Here is a 15622-nt window from a genome sequence, read left to right as displayed (position 1 = left end):
TTTAAAAAGGGTAATTTTTTCGATAGTGGATGTTCACTTCTGTTTAATCTGGTGCAGATGCGTTAGCGTCGGCCACTGTCAGCGCGGTCATGTTCACAATGCGGCGCACCGTGGTGCTGGCGGTAAGAATATGCACTGGTTTGGCCGCGCCCAGCAGGATGGGGCCAATTGCAATGTTGCCGCCTGCGGCCACCTTGAGCAAGTTGTAGGCGATGTTGGCAGCGTCGATGTCGGGCAGCACCAGCAAGTTGGCGTTGCCGATCAAGGGGCTGTCGGGCATGACGACGCCGCGCTGCGCGGCGTCCAGCGCCACGTCGCCGTGCATTTCGCCATCGACCTCCAGCCAGGGCGCTTTTTGCTGCACCAGTGCCAGTGCCTGTCGCATCTTGACGGCGCTGGGCTGATCGGACGAGCCAAAGTTGGAATGCGACAACAGCGCCGCCTTGGGTTGAAAGCCAAAGCGCACCATTTCTTCGGCGGCCATGATGGTGATCTCGGCCAACTGTTCGGCCGTTGGGTCGTAGTTGATGTGGGTGTCGACCAGAAACACCTGCCGCCCCGGCAGCATCAGCCCGTTCATGGCCGCGTAGGTGCGCACACCGGGTTTGGAGCCGATCACCTGGTCGATATAGGTCAGGTGCATCTGGTTGGTGCCCCAGGTGCCGCAAATCAGGCCGTCTACGTCGCCCGCTCGCAGCAGCATGGTTCCAATCAGTGACAGGCGACGGCGCATTTCGATTTTGGCGACTGGCACCGTGATGCCTTTGCGCCTGGTCAGTGCGTGGTAGGTTTGCCAGAAATCGCGGTAGCGGTCGTCCTGCTCGACGTTGACCACGTCGTAGTCTTGGCCTTCACGCAGGCGCAGGCCGAATTTTTTGATGCGCTGGGCAATCACGGCGGGGCGCCCGATCAGCGTGGGGCGGGCTATGCGGTCGTCCACCACGATTTGCGCGGCGCGCAGCACGCGCTCTTCTTCGCCTTCGGCGTAGGCCACACGCTTGCGGACGGCCGAGCGGGCGGCGTCGATGATGGGCTTCATCGTCGTGCCTGAGGCATAAACAAACGATTGCAACTTGCTGCGGTAAGCGTCCATGTCGGCAATCGGACGCAGCGCCACGCCACTGTCGGCGGCGGCCTGAGCCACGGCAGGGGCGATTTTCATCATCAGCCGTGGGTCGAACGGCTTGGGGATCAGGTATTCCGGCCCAAAGCTCAACTGTTCGCCCACGTAGGCGCGCGCCACCACCTCGCTTTGTTCGGCCTGGGCCAGCTCGGCAATGGCGTGCACGGCGGCCACTTCCATCTCGTCAGTGATGGTGGTGGCCCCGCAGTCCAGTGCGCCCCTGAAGATGTAGGGAAAGCACAGCACGTTGTTGACCTGGTTGGGGTAGTCGGTGCGGCCGGTCGCGATCAGCGCATCGTCACGCACCGATTTGACGTCTTCCGGCAGGATTTCCGGATTGGGGTTGGCCAGCGCCATGATGATGGGCTGCGCTGCCATGCGTTGCACCATCTCGGGCTTGAGCACGCCGCCGGCCGACAGGCCCAGAAAAATGTCGGCCCCTTCGATCACCTCGCCCAGCGTGCGTTGGTCGGTTTTTTGCGCATACACCGCCTTGTCCGGATCCATCAATTCGGTGCGACCTTCGTAGACCACGCCTTTGATGTCGGTCACCCAGACGTTTTTAACCTGAACTCCCAGCTTGACCAGCAGCCCGGTGCAGGCCAGCGCCGCCGCGCCCGCGCCGGACACCACCAGTTTCACCTCGTCAATCTTTTTGCCCACCACCTGCAAGCCGTTGAGCACCGCCGCGCCCACCACGATGGCGGTGCCATGCTGGTCGTCGTGGAAGACGGGAATCTTCATGCGCTCGCGCAATTTGCGCTCGACGATGAAGCAGTCAGGTGCCTTGATGTCTTCCAGGTTGATGCCGCCAAACGTGGGCTCCAGCGCGGCGATGATTTCGACCAGCTTGTCGGGGTCTTTTTCGTCCACTTCGATGTCGAACACGTCGATGCCGGAGAACTTCTTGAACAGCACCCCTTTGCCCTCCATCACGGGCTTGCCTGCCAGAGGGCCAATGTCGCCCAGGCCCAGCACAGCGGTGCCGTTGGTCACCACGCCCACCAGGTTGCCGCGCGCGGTGTACTTAAACGCTGCTGCCGGGTCTTTGACGATTTCTTCACATGGCGCGGCCACGCCCGGCGAGTAAGCCAGCGCCAGATCGTGCTGGGTCACCACTTGTTTGGTGGCTTCCACGGCAATCTTGCCGGGCACCGGGTGTTCGTGATACGCCAGTGCGGCGCGGCGCAGTTCGGCGCGTTTTTCGTCGCTGGAAGCAGCGGTGGGGTTGGGCATAGGGCGTCTCCTCGCGCTTAAAGTCAGGGTCGCGCGTTCTGTGTTCAAAGGTTTGAAGGGCGAGCCATTGTAGACACGCCAAGCCCTGCAATGCACGCTGAAACGCGTGGCCCCACCAGCACGGCAGAGGTGGACTCAGTCTGGTGGCGGTCCACCTGCGGCAGTCATGCTGGTCGGGTTGTGCGTCACCCGTGCCCAGGCTTTTTCGTGGAAGAAAAAGGCCACCGCCTGCACCGTCGGTTCCAGCAGGCTGAGCGTCAAGGCCATCCAAAGATCGCCCGTCACGGCATACGCCACCGCAGCGGCCACGCTGATGTGCATGACGTAGTAGCTGGCGGTTTTTTGAAGCATCAGGCGGTGGCTGCGGATAAAGCGGGTCATAGGGTGTCCTGCTGAGATTTATATGTAAATGATATCCATTCTCATAAAATGCGCCAATCAATCTTTTCAACCCAACCCATAGTTTTGGCCTTTGCGGCGCGCGCCCTGGCAGTGCCTGTGTTTGGCTGCTTGATCCGCCGTGCCTGTGCGGCGCGTATCATGGCCGCTTCCTTTTCAACCCTGTGGAGTTTGATTCATGGCGCTGATGGACTTCATCAAAAAGCAATTTATTGACGTTATCCAGTGGACGGAGGATGGCGAAGGCACGCTGGCCTGGCGTTACCCCATGGCCGACATGGAAATCCAGAACGGTGCGCAACTGGTGGTGCGCGAGTCGCAATTGGCCATGTTCGTCAACGAAGGCCAGGTGGCCGACGTGTTTGGCCCTGGCACGCACAAGCTGACCACGCAAACGCTGCCCATCCTCACCAACTTGAAAAACTGGGACAAGCTGTTCGAGTCGCCCTTCAAAAGCGACGTGTATTTTTTCAGCACACGCCAGCAGGTGGACCAAAAGTGGGGCACGCCGCAGCCCATCAGCATCCGCGACAAAGAGTTTGGCGCGGTGCGCCTGCGCGCTTTTGGCAACTATGCCTACCGCGTGGCCGATCCGAAAAAATTCCACACCGAAATCTCAGGCACGCGCGAGCAGTACGCCGTGGCTGATCTGGACGGCCAGTTGCGCGGGCTGATCATGCAAAACATCAGCGTCGCCATCGCGCAAAGCAACATCCCGTTTCTGGATCTGGCGGCCAACCAGCTTGCCTTTGCCCAGGCACTGGCCGCTGCGCTGAACCCCGCCATGGAGGGCTACGGCCTCAAGCTGGAAGCGATGACGGTGCAAAGCATTTCGCTGCCTGACGAGCTGCAAAAAGTGCTTGACCAGAAGATCGGCATGGGCATGGTTGGTGGCGACATGGGCAAGTTCATGCAGTACCAGACCGCGCAAGCCATTCCCAAGATGGCCGAGGGTGTGGGCGCGGGCGGTGATGCGGGCGGACTGGCCGGTGCGGGCCTGGGCATGGGCGCGGGCGTGGCCATGGGGCAGGTGCTGGCGCAGAACATGCAAGCGGCCCTGCAACCTGCGGCAGGGGCGGCGGGCACTGCGGCCGCCAGCGTTGCGGCAGGCGTCAAGCCCGAGGACGTGATGGCCACGCTGGAAAAGCTGGGCGAGCTGAAAACCAAGGGCATCCTGACCGAGGACGAGTTCAACGCCAAGAAGGCCGAGTTGCTCAAGAAACTGGTGTGAATTTGGAGCGCCCCCTGAGTCGGCTGCGCCGCCTTCCCCCTCTCCGAAGGGAGGGGGATAACGCCACTGGCCGGTGCAAGCCCGGCCACGGCGTTCACTGATTCGGCCTGTTCCGCAGCCGTTGGTATACACCCCAGATGGCTCAGCATCAAATTCTATTAAATTCATAGCTGCTGTCGCTTGGTAGGCAAGCGACAGAGGCCAATTTGGCTCATAAACCACCACCCTTTTTACCAGCCTGCGCATGACCGACACCACCGGTACCCAACGCCACTACACCGCGCCTTGCCCCTCGTGTGGCGCGCCCGTGACGTTTCGCAGCGCGCAGTCGGTCTACGCCATTTGTGACTATTGCCACAGCACTGTGGCGCGTCAGGGCGAGGTGCTTGAACGCCGGGGCAAGATGGCCGAGCTGGCCGTTGACCACAGCTTGCTGCAACTGGGCGCGTCGGGGCGCGTGGACGGCCAGGGCTTTCAACTGGTGGGCCGCCTGCAATACCAGTACGCCGAAGGCACCTGGGCCGAATGGCATGCACTGCTGGCCGACGGCCGCAGCGCGTGGCTGAGCGAAGACAACGGCGCTTACGTCTTCAGCCATCCCATCAATGTCCCGACGGCGTTACCCGAGGCGTCGCAATTCCGCGTGGGCACCAGCGTGGCGCTGAACGGGCAGCGCTACACCGTCAGCGCGCGCACGCCGGTCACGCTGATCGCCGCGCAGGGTGAGCTGCCGCACCTGCCCGCGCTGGGCCAGCCGTTTGACGTGGTTGAGCTGCGGACTCAGGATGGCGAGGCAACCGCGCAGCGGGTACTGAGCATCGATTACGGCAGCCAGCCGCCTACCTTGAGTGAAGGCCGCGCGGTGGCGCTGGCCGATCTGCACATGAGCAGGCTGAAAGACCAGTCCACGCAGGAAAGCACGGGCCGCCAGTTTGCTTGCCCCAACTGCGGCTCGCCCGTGGAAGTAAAGCTGGCGCAGACCAAAAGCATCACCTGCCCGCAATGCCAGACATTGATTGACGTGTCGGGCGGTATCGGCGGCGAGCTGCACCACGCCTTGCAGCATGAACCCGTGCGCCCGCTGATCCCGCTGGGTGCGGTGGGCCAGATGGAAGGCAGCCACTGGCAGGTGGTGGGCTTTCAACACCGGCTGGGCCAGTCGCCGGGCGATGATGAAAGCTTTGGCTGGTGCGAATACCTGCTGTACAACGCCCAAAAAGGCTTTTGCTTTTTGGTGGACTCTGAAGAGGGCTGGAGTCTGGTGCGACCGCTGACCGGTGCGCCCCAATTGCGCCACCAGGGCGAACAGGCCACATACGATGGCCACACCTACCGCCGCACCTGGCAGTACCGGGCCGAAACCAGCTATGCGCTGGGCGAGTTTTATTGGCAAGTGCAGCGTGGGCAGATCACCCAAAACAGCGATTACCAACAAGGCAACAAACTGCTGTCGTCCGAGCAAAGCGCGGGCGAAATCACCTGGTCGGGCGGCCGCAAGATCAGCGCCGATGCCGTGGTCAGTGCCTTCAAGCTGCAAGGCGCGCTGGCCAGCGCACTGCGCAGCCACGACGCCAGGCCCTACAGCAGCCAATCGGCCATGACGGCCAGCACCATCATTGTGGTGCTGATGGTGCTGTTCATCGTGTTGATCGCGCTTTCGACGTGCAGCAATGACCGCACCTATTCGGGCCGATCTTCATCTGGCTCGTGGGGCGGCTACAGCTCAGGCGGCGGACACAAATGAAGCGCTCCTGGCTTATTTCAACTTTGCGTAGAGGAGATTCTCATGGACATTGAATGGCTGCGCCCTGCTGCCTTTGTCGGCTCTATCGTGTACGCCCTCGTTGGCGTACTCATCTTCTGGCTGTGCTTTGTCATCATCGACAAGCTCACCCCCTACAACCTGTGGGCCGAGATCGTCGAAAAACACAACCGCGCCCTGGCCCTGGTGGTGGCCGCCATGTGTCTGGGCGTGTCGATCATCGTGGCGGCGGCGATTCACGGGTGAGGGTCAAGCGCCGCTGCAACACGGGGTTCAAAGCGACACCTGACCAAACCCGCGCCCCGCGCTGGCGGATGGCCACGGTATGCACCCCTTCAGGGCTTTACGGGACGGGTTGATGACAACGCAAAGTCCACTTTTTCGATGCGGCCTGTGAATTTGAAGGGTTCACGGCCTACGTAGGACTTGCTGACGGCCGAGCCAAGGTCCACTCCGATATCCAGTGTCTCGGTGGCGGAAAAACGGGCGGGCACGACCAGCGCTACCTCGGCTTCGCCCACGAGTTGATCGTTGACGTAGAGCTTGGCCGGTCCACCCGTGGCCTCTTTCAAGAACGCAAAGGGCTGCTGCTCGTAGACCATCGAAACTTTGACTTTGCCACTGGGAAGAGGCGCTTTTGATTCGACTCGAAAGCGTTTTTTGTTGAAAAAGTTGTACTCGTAAACCAGTTTGCCGTCTTCGACGAAAAGTGAATACCCGCCCATGCTGCCGCCGCAAGCCACGATCACGCCCTGAACTTTGCCGTTGGCAGGAAGATCGAGTTGCGCGTCAATGCGGTGGCTGCGCTGATAAATCGGTGGCGCATTGCCTTCGGGGATGCGAACCGTCCCTTCGGCGTAGCTGAAGCTGGTGCGCCCCCGGATGAACGAAGGGCGCTCCTGGCTCAGCGCGCGCTCCACAAAGCGGTCGTCCAGCGGATACACATTGTTTTTGCGTGCTTCATCCTCAAAAACCTGTTTCAGCGTTTTGAGTTTTTCCGGATATTTCGCCGCCAAATCGGTGGACTGGGAAAAATCGCTGCGCACGTCGTAAAGCTCCCAGACGTCCTGCTCGGTCGGGTAGGACGCTGTCAGTTTCCAGGGCAGGCCGTGGCGCGCCGCAGCCACCCAGCCGTCTTTGTAGATGGCGCGGTGGCCGCCAACTTCGAAGTACTGAACCGTGCGCCGGTCTTTGGCCTGCGCGTCGTTGAAGGTATAGGCCATGCTGATTCCCGTGATCGGCGTTTGCCTGGCACCATTGACCGTCTTTGGCTGGGGCAGTTTGGCGACCTCGAGGATGGTGGGTTCGATATCGATCACATGGTGGAACTGCCCACGCAACGCACCGACATTCTTGATGCCCGCAGGCCACACGATCACCATCCCGTTGCGCGTGCCGCCAAAGTGCGACGGTACCCGCTTCATCCATTGAAACGGAGCCGATCCTGACCACGCCCAGCCCACCGGGTAATGGTTTTCGTGCAGTGGGCCGCCCAGCTCGTCAATGATTTTGAGTTGTGCCTCTACAGAATCGGCGATGCCGTTTTGGGTCATCATGTTGTTGCTGGTGCCTGTGGGGCTGCCCTCGGCGCTGGGGCCGTTGTCGCCCACGACATAGATGATCATCGTGTTGTCGGCATCGGGCAATTGCTCAATGGCGTCCAGCAGGCGACCCATTTCGGCATCGGTGTAAGCGACAAAACCGGCAAATACCTCCATGTGGCGCGCATACAGGCGCTTTTGTTCAGGCGACAGACTGTCCCAGGCCGGGATCTCGGCCGGGCGGGCGGTCAACTTGGTATTGGCGGGCACCATGCCCAGTTGCTTTTGGCGCGCCAGCGTGTCTTCACGCACTTGGTCCCAGCCCTGATCAAACTGTCCTTTGAAGCGATTAACCCATTCCTTGGGGGCGTGCAGCGGTGCGTGCACGGCACCAGGCGCGACGTAGCTGAAAAAGGGCTTGTTGGGGCTGATGGAGCGCTGCTGATGAATCCAGTGGATGGTGTGGTCAACCAAATCCTGGTTCATGTGGTAGCCCTGTTCAGGCCGTGTGGCAGGCTCGACCGGCGTGGTGTTGCGAAACATCTGCGGCTCGTACTGGCTGCTTTCGCCGCCGTGAAAGCCATAGAAGGTCTCAAAACCGAGCGAGGTAGGCCAACGATCAAAGGGGCCAATGGTCGAGGTTTCCCAGTCAGGCGTGTTGTGCCACTTGCCAAAGGCGCTGGTGCTGTAGCCGTTCAGGCGCAAAATCTCGGCCACCGAAGCGGCCGAGCGGGGCCACATGGTGTCGTAGCCCGGAAAGCCCGTGGCCAGCTCGGTGATGCTGCCGTAACCCACTTGGTGATGATTGCGCCCGGTCAACAAGGCCGCGCGCGTGGGCGAGCAAATGCCGGTGGTGTGGAACGCGTTGTAGATGATGCCGCGCCTGGCCAGGCGATCCAGGTTGGGGGTCGGGATTGGGCCGCCAAAGGTGCCCGCCTGACCAAACCCAATGTCGTCCAGCAAGATCAGCACCACGTTGGGCGCGCCTGCGGGAGCCTTGATGGGCTGCGGGAAATCGGACTGAGCGTCTTTGTAAGAAGGTGCGATCTTGCCCGCAAAAGGCGCTGGCTCGATCGGCAAGGCGGTGCGATCAGGCTCCGGTGCGGCCTGCGCCCACATGCTGACCGACAAGCCCGACAGCGCGATCAGAACTTTGAACCTGTACATCATGGCGTTGCTCTCCTTGAAATTTAAGGCGCACGCGAGTGCTGTTGCAGCGCATGTGCTGCAACAGCACTGCGGCGGCAATGGGCAGGTGCTTTAGCGGGCGACGAAGCCGCCGTCCACCACCATTTGTGCGCCGGTCATGAAGCGCGATGCATCGCCTGCCAGAAACAGCACGGCACCCACCAGATCGTCTGACTCGGCCATGCGGCCCATGGGCACCAAGCCGACCGTGCGCGCGCCGTAGGCTTCGGCCGCCTCAGCTGGCATGGATGCCATGGCCTGAGCCACCATGGGCGTGGCGACAAAGCCTGGGTGCACTGAATTGACCCGAATGCCATCTGCGGCCAACTGCACCGCAGCAGACTTGGTTAACTGGGTGATGGCCCCTTTGGAGGCGCAGTAAGCCACGGCCCAAGCCTCACCCACCAAACCGAAAATGGAGGCAATGTTGATGATCGAGCCGCCGCCTGCGGCCTTCATGCCGGGGATGACCGCCTGGCACCCCAGGAAAGGGCCGGTGGCATTGATGGTCAGTGTCTTGGTCCAGTCTTCGGGCGTGCAATCTTCAATGCTGCCTGGCAGTGCCACGCCTGCGTTGTTGACCAGCACGTTGACAGTGCCGACGGCTTTGACCACACGCGCCCAGGCAGCAGCATCGGACACGTCCAGTGCATGGCCTTCGGTGGCCAAGCCACGTTCTTTGAGTTGGGCTGCGGCGGTTTTAACGGCGGCGTCCTGCACGTCCGTCAGCACCACGCGCGCACCTGCCTCGGCCAGTGCTTGGGCGAATGCCAGGCCCATGCCTTGGGCGGCACCGGTCACCAGCGCAGTTTTGCCTTTCAATTGGGTCATGGTTTGTCTCCTTTATGGTGGGGCGCTGATCAGGCGGCGATGCGTTTTTTGGGGTGAATCTCCACCAGAGACATCTGATCGAGCTTCTGGTACTGCTCTAAGGTGGCCCCCTCCAGCGCCTTGAACCAGGGCAGGCCCAGGTGCAAGGTGCTGCCATCGGGCAGGTCGTTGTCCAGAAACTGGTCGGTATCGCTAACGAAGGTGATGAACATCTCGGTGCCCTTTTCGCTGAAGGGAATGTGGTCGTTGCCAAACATCTCGTAGGCCAGCGCACCAGGCGCGAAGCTGCCTTCGTCGTAGGCCCATTCGCCTGAGACCGTGTAGGCAATGGCGCGGCAGTGGTGCTGGTGGCGTGGCATGCGCGAGCCGGGGTCAAAGCGGGCCTTGAGCACCACCGTGCGGTTGGCTTCGTCCACTTTGTAGACCTTGACGCTCACGCCTTCGGTGCCCGGCAGCGCCAGGGGCAGCCAGTCGCGCGGCTCTGCAATGATGGAAAGCTCTTCTTGTGCCATGAGGGTGTCTCCTTCAGGTTTTCAGGTGGGAATTTGTCGTTGCCTTTTCGGCCAGATGCGCCGAAGCACCAACCGTACGGCAAAGGGTTCCCACTGACTTACCATTCGCGGACTATTGGTTACCATTTGGAGACATGCGGGAAAGTCCTTAGCGCCCCTTGCCTGCCGGTACATCATGACCAAACTTATCCGCTCCTCCGGCCTGTCTGGCTATGAAGAGCTGGCCGCTGAGTGGGGCCTGGATGTGGCGCACATGGCGCGCCGTGCAGGTTTGACCATCGAGGCCCTGCGCGATCCCGGCGCGCTGATTCCTTACCGCGCCCTGATGCAATTGCTGGAGCAAAGCGCGCGCGATACGGGACGTGCTGATTTCGGTCTGCGCCTGTCTTTGCGGCAGAACCTGCGCATTCTGGGGCCGCTGTCGGTGGCGATGGAAAACGCAGCCACCATGGCCGACGCCATGCGGCTGGGTTCGCGCTATGTGTTCGTCCACAGCCCAGCCATCAGCTTCAATGTCGAGCCGGTCGATGGACACAGCGAGGCCACTGACCTGCGGTTTGAAATTCAGATCGTCAACACGCCAGAGCGTACCCAAACGCTGGAGCTGTCGCTGGGCGTGATTGTGCAAATTGTTCGCCTGCTGAGTCAGGGGCGCATCACCCCGCTGGCCGTGTTGCTGCCCCATGCCCCGGTTTCCTTGCCCGAGGTGTACGCGCAGTGCTTTGGCTGCGCATGCCGTTTCGAGCAGGCATATGCCGCTGTGCGGGTCAGTACGGCGGCGCTGGCCCAACCCCTGACGGCCCACAACCCGATGCTCAGTGAGCTGGCGCGCAGTTATCTGGAACAGCATTACGTCAACCCCGGCCAGACCATGACGGATCGTGTCGCGACCCTGGTGCGTCAGTTTCTCAGCACGCAGCGTGCTGGCCGGACAGACATTGCCCGCATGCTGGCCATGCACCCGCGCACTATGCAGCGGCGGCTGCGCGATGAGGGCACCACCTTTGAAAACATCAAAGACGCGGTGCGCAAGGATTTGCTGGAAGAAATCCTGCGCCGCCGCACGGTGCCGACGCTGGCGCAGATTGCCACCATGCTTGACTACGGCGCGCAATCAGCCCTTACGCGCAGTTGCCGCCGCTGGTTTGGCGTGACGCCTTCCGCACTGGTCAGTGCACATCCAGCGCCTGCGGCAAAGCCCGGTCAGCCTTGATGCCGCGTGGCTCGGGGACAGTCTTCTGACAAAATCAGAAGCGCGGTTGACGGTTGTGGCTCAGGCTCGACAATCGTTTGCAATCACACCCTGATGGGTGGGCCAAGTCAAAGGAGAGCGGTGATGCTGAAGCCATGCGTGGCGATGGGATGGAGTCTGGTGTTGCTGGCCGCGGCAGGCGCAAGTAATGCGCAGTCACAGCCACAGTCACAGTCGCAGATGGTCGTCGACGGCCCGGTGCTGACGCAGGCCAGCGGCGCGGGCGCGGTGGCTGAAACACGCATCGGCGGGCAGCTGGTGGTGGCAACGGGCACCAGCGCCGATGCTGCTGCGCCAGCAGCACGCCGCAAGGTGGAGCAGGTGCCCGCCCAAGGTGATTTGCGCAACCTGGATTTGTCGGGCCGCCAGTTGGCAGGCAGCCGCTGGGCCGACCGCACGCTGGACAACGTCGATCTGTCGGGCGCGGATTTAAGCCGGTCAGACCTGCGTCGCACCACGCTGCGCAACGTGGATTTGTCCGGGGTCAATTTGCAGGGCGCGGATTTGCGCGGTGCCAAACTCATCAATGTCGAAGTGGGCAGCGGCGTGCACCTGCGCGGTGCCACGTTGATGGGCGGGCGCGTGTGCCAGGACGATTCGTGCTCTTTGCAGTAAGCGGCGCGGGCTGCAAACGTCAAGTTGACATATAAAAACGGCTTTTACGCTGGGTTGGCCTGCGTAATATGCTATTGAATTTGAAGCTTTAGTGTGTCTATCACGCCCCATGCTGAACCGTGGCTGATGCGCCTGCAGGGCGCGCGGCGGCGCGTGGTGTTCGTCACGCTGTACGAGCTGATCGCCATTGCGGTGGCCACCCTTGGCTTCATGGCATTTACCGGGCAAGGTGCGGCGCATTCGGGGGTGATTTCGGTCGTGTGCTCGGTGATTGCCGTGGTGTGGAACGTGGTGTTCAACCACGGTTTCGAGCGCTGGGAAAGTCGCCAGCCGGTGCGCGGGCGCAGCGTGGCGCGGCGTGTGGCGCATGCCATCGGCTTTGAAGGCGGGCTGGCGCTGATGCTGGTGCCACTGCTGGCCTGGTGGTTCAGCGTCAGCCTGTGGCAGGCGTTTGTGATGGACTTTGGGTTGATGCTGTTCTTTTTGGTTTACACCTTTGTTTTCAACTGGGTGTTTGACCGTTTGTTTGGCTTGCCGCTGTCGGCGCAGTAAAAGATAAGTGCGTTAAGCGGCTCGAATGCCATTCCAGCGACAAGGCTGTCTGCCGCTTTGTAAAATTGCCAGCTTGCCGCCAAGGAGCGTTGCAGCGGGCCGCCCAGGTTCCGTCAGGCTTGGCGCGTTGATCTGCTTGTTGCAACGACGCTCACCTGACAAGACCACAACCCCAGGTGAGACCATGAACGCCGCAACCCCTGCCCTGCCGCCCCCGCCGATGAAACTGTCTGGCCTGGAGCCGCTGGTCATCACCGAGGACACGCTGTTCGTCAACATTGGCGAGCGCACCAACGTCACCGGCTCCAAGGCGTTTGCGCGCATGATCTTGAACGACCAGTTTGACGAAGCCCTGTCGGTGGCGCGCCAGCAGGTGGAAAACGGTGCGCAAATCGTTGACGTCAACATGGACGAGGCCATGCTCGACAGCGAGGCGGCCATGGTGCGCTTTCTCAACCTGATGGCCAGCGAGCCGGACATCGCCCGCGTGCCCGTGATGGTCGACAGCAGCAAGTGGAGTGTGATCGAGGCGGGCCTGCGCTGCCTGCAAGGCAAGGGCATCGTCAACTCCATCAGCATGAAAGAAGGTGAGGCCGAATTCAAACGCCAGGCGCGCCTGATCAAGCGCTACGGCGCGGCCGCCGTGGTGATGGCGTTTGACGAACAAGGCCAGGCCGACACCTTTGCCCGTAAGACCGAAATTTGCGAACGCGCCTACCGCGTGCTGGTGGATGAGGTGGGTTTTGCACCCGAAGACATCATCTTCGACCCCAACATCTTCGCCATCGCCACCGGCATTGAAGAGCACAACCACTACGCGGTCGACTTCATCGAGGCCACGCGCTGGATCAAGGCCAATCTGCCAGGTGCCAAAGTTTCTGGCGGGGTCAGCAATGTCAGTTTCAGCTTTCGCGGCAATGAGCCGGTGCGCGAGGCCATTCACACCGTGTTTCTGTACCACGCCATTGCAGCGGGCATGGACATGGGCATCGTCAACGCAGGCATGGTGGGCGTGTATGACGAGCTGGAGCCTGAGCTGCGTCAGCGCGTGGAAGACGTGGTGCTGGATCGCCGCCCAGATGCCGCCGAGCGCCTGCTGGAAATTGCCGATACCGCCAAAGGCGCGGCCAAGGACGACAGCAAAAGGCTGGAATGGCGCCACGCCGACGTGGGCGCGCGCCTGTCGCACGCGCTGGTGCACGGCATTACCGACTTCATTGTCGAAGACACCGAAGAGGCGTACCAACAAACCGTGGCCAAAGGCGGTCGCCCGCTGCACGTGATCGAAGGCCCGTTGATGGACGGCATGAACGTGGTGGGCGATTTGTTCGGTGCGGGCAAGATGTTCTTGCCGCAAGTGGTCAAAAGCGCGCGGGTGATGAAGCAGGCCGTGGCGCACCTGGTGCCCTACATCGAAGAAGAAAAAAAGCGCGATGAAGCTGCGGGCCGCGATGTGCGCAGCAAAGGCAAGATCGTCATCGCCACCGTCAAGGGCGACGTGCACGACATCGGCAAGAACATCGTCACCGTGGTCTTGCAGTGCAACAACTTCGAGGTGGTCAACATGGGCGTGATGGTGCCCTGCCACGAAGTGCTGGCGCGCGCCAAATCTGAAGGCGTGGACATCGTCGGCCTGTCGGGCCTGATCACGCCCAGCCTGGAAGAAATGCAATACGTAGCGGGCGAGATGCAAAAGGACGAGCACTTCCGCATCAAAAAAATTCCACTGCTGATCGGCGGTGCCACCACCAGCCGCGTGCACACCGCCGTCAAAATTGCGCCGCACTATGACGGCCCCGTGGTCTACGTGCCCGATGCTTCGCGCAGCGTGGCTGTGGCGCAGGGCCTGCTGGGCGAGCAAGCCGCCACTTACGTGGCCGAAGTGCAGGCCGACTACGACAAAGTGCGCCAGCAGCACGCCAGCCGCAAACAGGTGCCGCTGTGGCCGCTGGACAAGGCGCGTGCCAACGCCACCCGCATCGACTGGACGGCTTACCAGCCGCCCGTGCCCAAATTTTTGGGGCGGCGCGTGGTGCAAAACATTCCTTTGCCTGATTTGCTGCCCTTCATGGACTGGACGCCGTTCTTCCAAACCTGGGACTTGCACGGCAAATACCCCGCCATCTTGAAAGACGAGGTGGTCGGTGCCGAAGCCCAGCGCGTGTTCGACGACGCCCAGGCCATGCTGCGCAAAATCATCGACGGCCACTGGCTGCGCGCCAACGCCGTGGTGGGCTTTTGGCCCGCCAACGCGGTTCGACAAGACGACATCGCGCTGTACGCCGACGAATCACGCCAACAAACAGTGCTCACCTGGCACGGCCTGCGCCAGCAGACCGAAAAGCAGGAAGACGCCCAAGGCCAAATGCGCCCCAGCCGCTGTCTGGCCGACTTCATTGCGCCGCGTGCGGAAAATGAATGTGCTACTGAATCAGAAGCGATTGACGCAAGCGGCAACTGCGCCAAAGGGCACCAAAGCTCGAAAGACTATATTGGTGCCTTCGCCGTCACCGCTGGTCTGGGCGTGGATGTCAAAGAGGCTGAATTCTTAAGCCAGCACGACGACTACAGCGCCATCATGCTCAAGTCTTTGGCCGACCGCCTGGCCGAAGCCGGGGCCGAATACCTGCACCACCGCGTGCGCACCGACTGGTGGGGCTACGCCGCCAACGAGGGCTTGAGCAACGACGAACTCATCGCCGAAAAATACCGCGGCATCCGCCCCGCGCCCGGCTACCCGGCCTGCCCCGACCACCGCGTCAAAAAGCCCTTGTTCGCCCTGCTGGGCGCGCCCGACATCGGCATGCACCTCACGGACAGCTACGCCATGGCACCAGCGGCCAGCGTCAGCGGCTTTTACTTCAGCCACCCGGATTCAACGTATTTCAGCGTCGGCAAAATCGGCCCCGACCAGGCCATCGACATGGCCGAGCGCAGCGGCGAAGAGCCTGATGCGGTGGAGCGGGCGCTGGCACCGAACCTGGGGCTTTGATGCCTCTGGCTGACCCAGCACGCCGCCCGAAAAAGACGAAGGCCCCGCATGCGGGGCCTTCCATTTTGTGCATCTTTCAGCTTGTTAGCGGTCAGAGTACTCCCAGTGATATGGTATCAATTGCGATTGTACTTCAAGCCGGAACTACTCAGAATGCCAGCAACAGGGCGCGTGTCGTTCTTCAAGTTGCAGGGGCACTGAGTAAAATACAGAAGGCACCTCTGCTCAGGTGCCTTCCTAGGGTCATGATATTGACTTTTGGTGATTGCTAAGGAAGGTCTGCAAAAGTCAGCCCCATGACGGCCTGATCTGAGACAGTGGAGCGATGCAACAGACAAGCCTTGCCACCACTGGATTCGAGCTTGCAGCCAAACGCACGCGCAAGCGT

The 15622-nt window shown here is 61.4% G+C and carries 12 protein-coding genes and 1 riboswitch; of the genes, 7 read left to right on the top strand and 5 right to left on the bottom strand.

All coding sequences use genetic code 11. The features are described 5' to 3' along the window. Positions 1-43: 43 nt before the first annotated feature. Together ACK5NW_RS06215 and ACK5NW_RS06210 are read right to left on the bottom strand one after the other, a co-directional pair. Positions 44-2359, bottom strand: coding sequence for an NADP-dependent malic enzyme (locus ACK5NW_RS06215; RefSeq protein WP_416926141.1), 2316 nt, complete (start codon positions 2357-2359; stop codon positions 44-46). A gap of 135 nt (positions 2360-2494) precedes the next feature. Beyond that, complete coding sequence (locus ACK5NW_RS06210) at positions 2495-2740, bottom strand: DUF2061 domain-containing protein (protein ID WP_416926139.1); 246 nt, start codon at positions 2738-2740, stop codon at positions 2495-2497. Positions 2741-2936: 196 nt separating this feature from the next. On the opposite strand from ACK5NW_RS06210, the gene ACK5NW_RS06205 reads away from it, so the two are divergent. The 3 genes from ACK5NW_RS06205 (at position 2937) to ACK5NW_RS06195 (ending at position 5997) form a co-directional block, all read left to right on the top strand. Further along, on the top strand, positions 2937-3989 hold the full coding sequence (locus ACK5NW_RS06205; protein WP_416926137.1) for an SPFH domain-containing protein: 1053 nt from the start codon (positions 2937-2939) through the stop codon (positions 3987-3989). Between the two features lie 244 nt (positions 3990-4233). Next, positions 4234-5733, top strand: coding sequence for a DUF4178 domain-containing protein (locus tag ACK5NW_RS06200; protein WP_416926135.1), 1500 nt, complete (start codon positions 4234-4236; stop codon positions 5731-5733). A gap of 42 nt (positions 5734-5775) precedes the next feature. Then, the gene (locus ACK5NW_RS06195; protein WP_416926133.1) at positions 5776-5997 is read left to right on the top strand and encodes a DUF350 domain-containing protein; all 222 of its coding nucleotides are present in this window, start codon (positions 5776-5778) and stop codon (positions 5995-5997) included. 89 nt (positions 5998-6086) lie between these two features. On the opposite strand, the gene ACK5NW_RS06190 is transcribed toward ACK5NW_RS06195, so the two are convergent. The 3 genes from ACK5NW_RS06190 to ACK5NW_RS06180 all read right to left on the bottom strand — a co-directional run bounded on the left by ACK5NW_RS06190 (position 6087) and on the right by ACK5NW_RS06180 (position 9823). Beyond that, positions 6087-8462: an arylsulfatase gene (locus ACK5NW_RS06190; RefSeq protein ID WP_416926131.1), complete on the bottom strand. Its 2376-nt coding sequence runs from the start codon at positions 8460-8462 to the stop codon at positions 6087-6089. A gap of 90 nt (positions 8463-8552) precedes the next feature. Further along, the gene (locus ACK5NW_RS06185) at positions 8553-9311 is read right to left on the bottom strand and encodes an SDR family NAD(P)-dependent oxidoreductase (RefSeq protein WP_416926129.1); all 759 of its coding nucleotides are present in this window, start codon (positions 9309-9311) and stop codon (positions 8553-8555) included. Positions 9312-9340: 29 nt separating this feature from the next. Beyond that, the gene (locus ACK5NW_RS06180; protein ID WP_416926127.1) at positions 9341-9823 is read right to left on the bottom strand and encodes a cupin domain-containing protein; all 483 of its coding nucleotides are present in this window, start codon (positions 9821-9823) and stop codon (positions 9341-9343) included. Between the two features lie 175 nt (positions 9824-9998). On the opposite strand from ACK5NW_RS06180, the gene ACK5NW_RS06175 reads away from it, so the two are divergent. From ACK5NW_RS06175 to metH, 4 genes are all read left to right on the top strand, one after another. Further along, positions 9999-11036, top strand: coding sequence for an AraC family transcriptional regulator ligand-binding domain-containing protein (locus ACK5NW_RS06175; RefSeq protein ID WP_416926125.1), 1038 nt, complete (start codon positions 9999-10001; stop codon positions 11034-11036). A 123-nt stretch (positions 11037-11159) separates the two neighbouring features. Then, entirely contained in the window at positions 11160-11690 is a 531-nt protein-coding gene (locus ACK5NW_RS06170; protein ID WP_416926123.1) for a pentapeptide repeat-containing protein, read from the top strand. A 126-nt stretch (positions 11691-11816) separates the two neighbouring features. After that, complete coding sequence (locus ACK5NW_RS06165; protein ID WP_416926238.1) at positions 11817-12242, top strand: PACE efflux transporter; 426 nt, start codon at positions 11817-11819, stop codon at positions 12240-12242. 75 nt (positions 12243-12317) lie between these two features. Beyond that, a riboswitch (S-adenosyl-L-homocysteine riboswitch) is annotated at positions 12318-12402 on the top strand. A 24-nt stretch (positions 12403-12426) separates the two neighbouring features. Beyond that, complete coding sequence (gene metH, locus ACK5NW_RS06160) at positions 12427-15234, top strand: methionine synthase (protein ID WP_416926121.1); 2808 nt, start codon at positions 12427-12429, stop codon at positions 15232-15234. Positions 15235-15622 lie beyond the last annotated feature (388 nt).

Source organism: Ottowia sp., from assembly GCF_047975795.1.
In the GTDB taxonomy this organism is placed as follows: domain Bacteria; phylum Pseudomonadota; class Gammaproteobacteria; order Burkholderiales; family Burkholderiaceae_C; genus Ottowia.
Note: the sequence above shows the minus strand (reverse complement) of the source record. Positions and strands in the feature narration are given on the sequence as shown.

Bases quoted from the DNA above. Each gene is read 5' to 3' on its own strand.
- ACK5NW_RS06215 (WP_416926141.1), bottom strand. From the start codon at position 2,359: ATGCCCAACCCCACCGCTGCTTCCAGCGACGAAAAACGCGCCGAACTG.
- ACK5NW_RS06210 (WP_416926139.1), bottom strand. From the start codon at position 2,740: ATGACCCGCTTTATCCGCAGCCACCGCCTGATGCTTCAAAAAACCGCC.
- ACK5NW_RS06205 (WP_416926137.1), top strand. From the start codon at position 2,937: ATGGCGCTGATGGACTTCATCAAAAAGCAATTTATTGACGTTATCCAG.
- ACK5NW_RS06200 (WP_416926135.1), top strand. From the start codon at position 4,234: ATGACCGACACCACCGGTACCCAACGCCACTACACCGCGCCTTGCCCC.
- ACK5NW_RS06195 (WP_416926133.1), top strand. From the start codon at position 5,776: ATGGACATTGAATGGCTGCGCCCTGCTGCCTTTGTCGGCTCTATCGTG.
- ACK5NW_RS06190 (WP_416926131.1), bottom strand. From the start codon at position 8,462: ATGATGTACAGGTTCAAAGTTCTGATCGCGCTGTCGGGCTTGTCGGTC.
- ACK5NW_RS06185 (WP_416926129.1), bottom strand. From the start codon at position 9,311: ATGACCCAATTGAAAGGCAAAACTGCGCTGGTGACCGGTGCCGCCCAA.
- ACK5NW_RS06180 (WP_416926127.1), bottom strand. From the start codon at position 9,823: ATGGCACAAGAAGAGCTTTCCATCATTGCAGAGCCGCGCGACTGGCTG.
- ACK5NW_RS06175 (WP_416926125.1), top strand. From the start codon at position 9,999: ATGACCAAACTTATCCGCTCCTCCGGCCTGTCTGGCTATGAAGAGCTG.
- ACK5NW_RS06170 (WP_416926123.1), top strand. From the start codon at position 11,160: ATGCTGAAGCCATGCGTGGCGATGGGATGGAGTCTGGTGTTGCTGGCC.
- ACK5NW_RS06165 (WP_416926238.1), top strand. From the start codon at position 11,817: ATGCGCCTGCAGGGCGCGCGGCGGCGCGTGGTGTTCGTCACGCTGTAC.
- metH (WP_416926121.1), top strand. From the start codon at position 12,427: ATGAACGCCGCAACCCCTGCCCTGCCGCCCCCGCCGATGAAACTGTCT.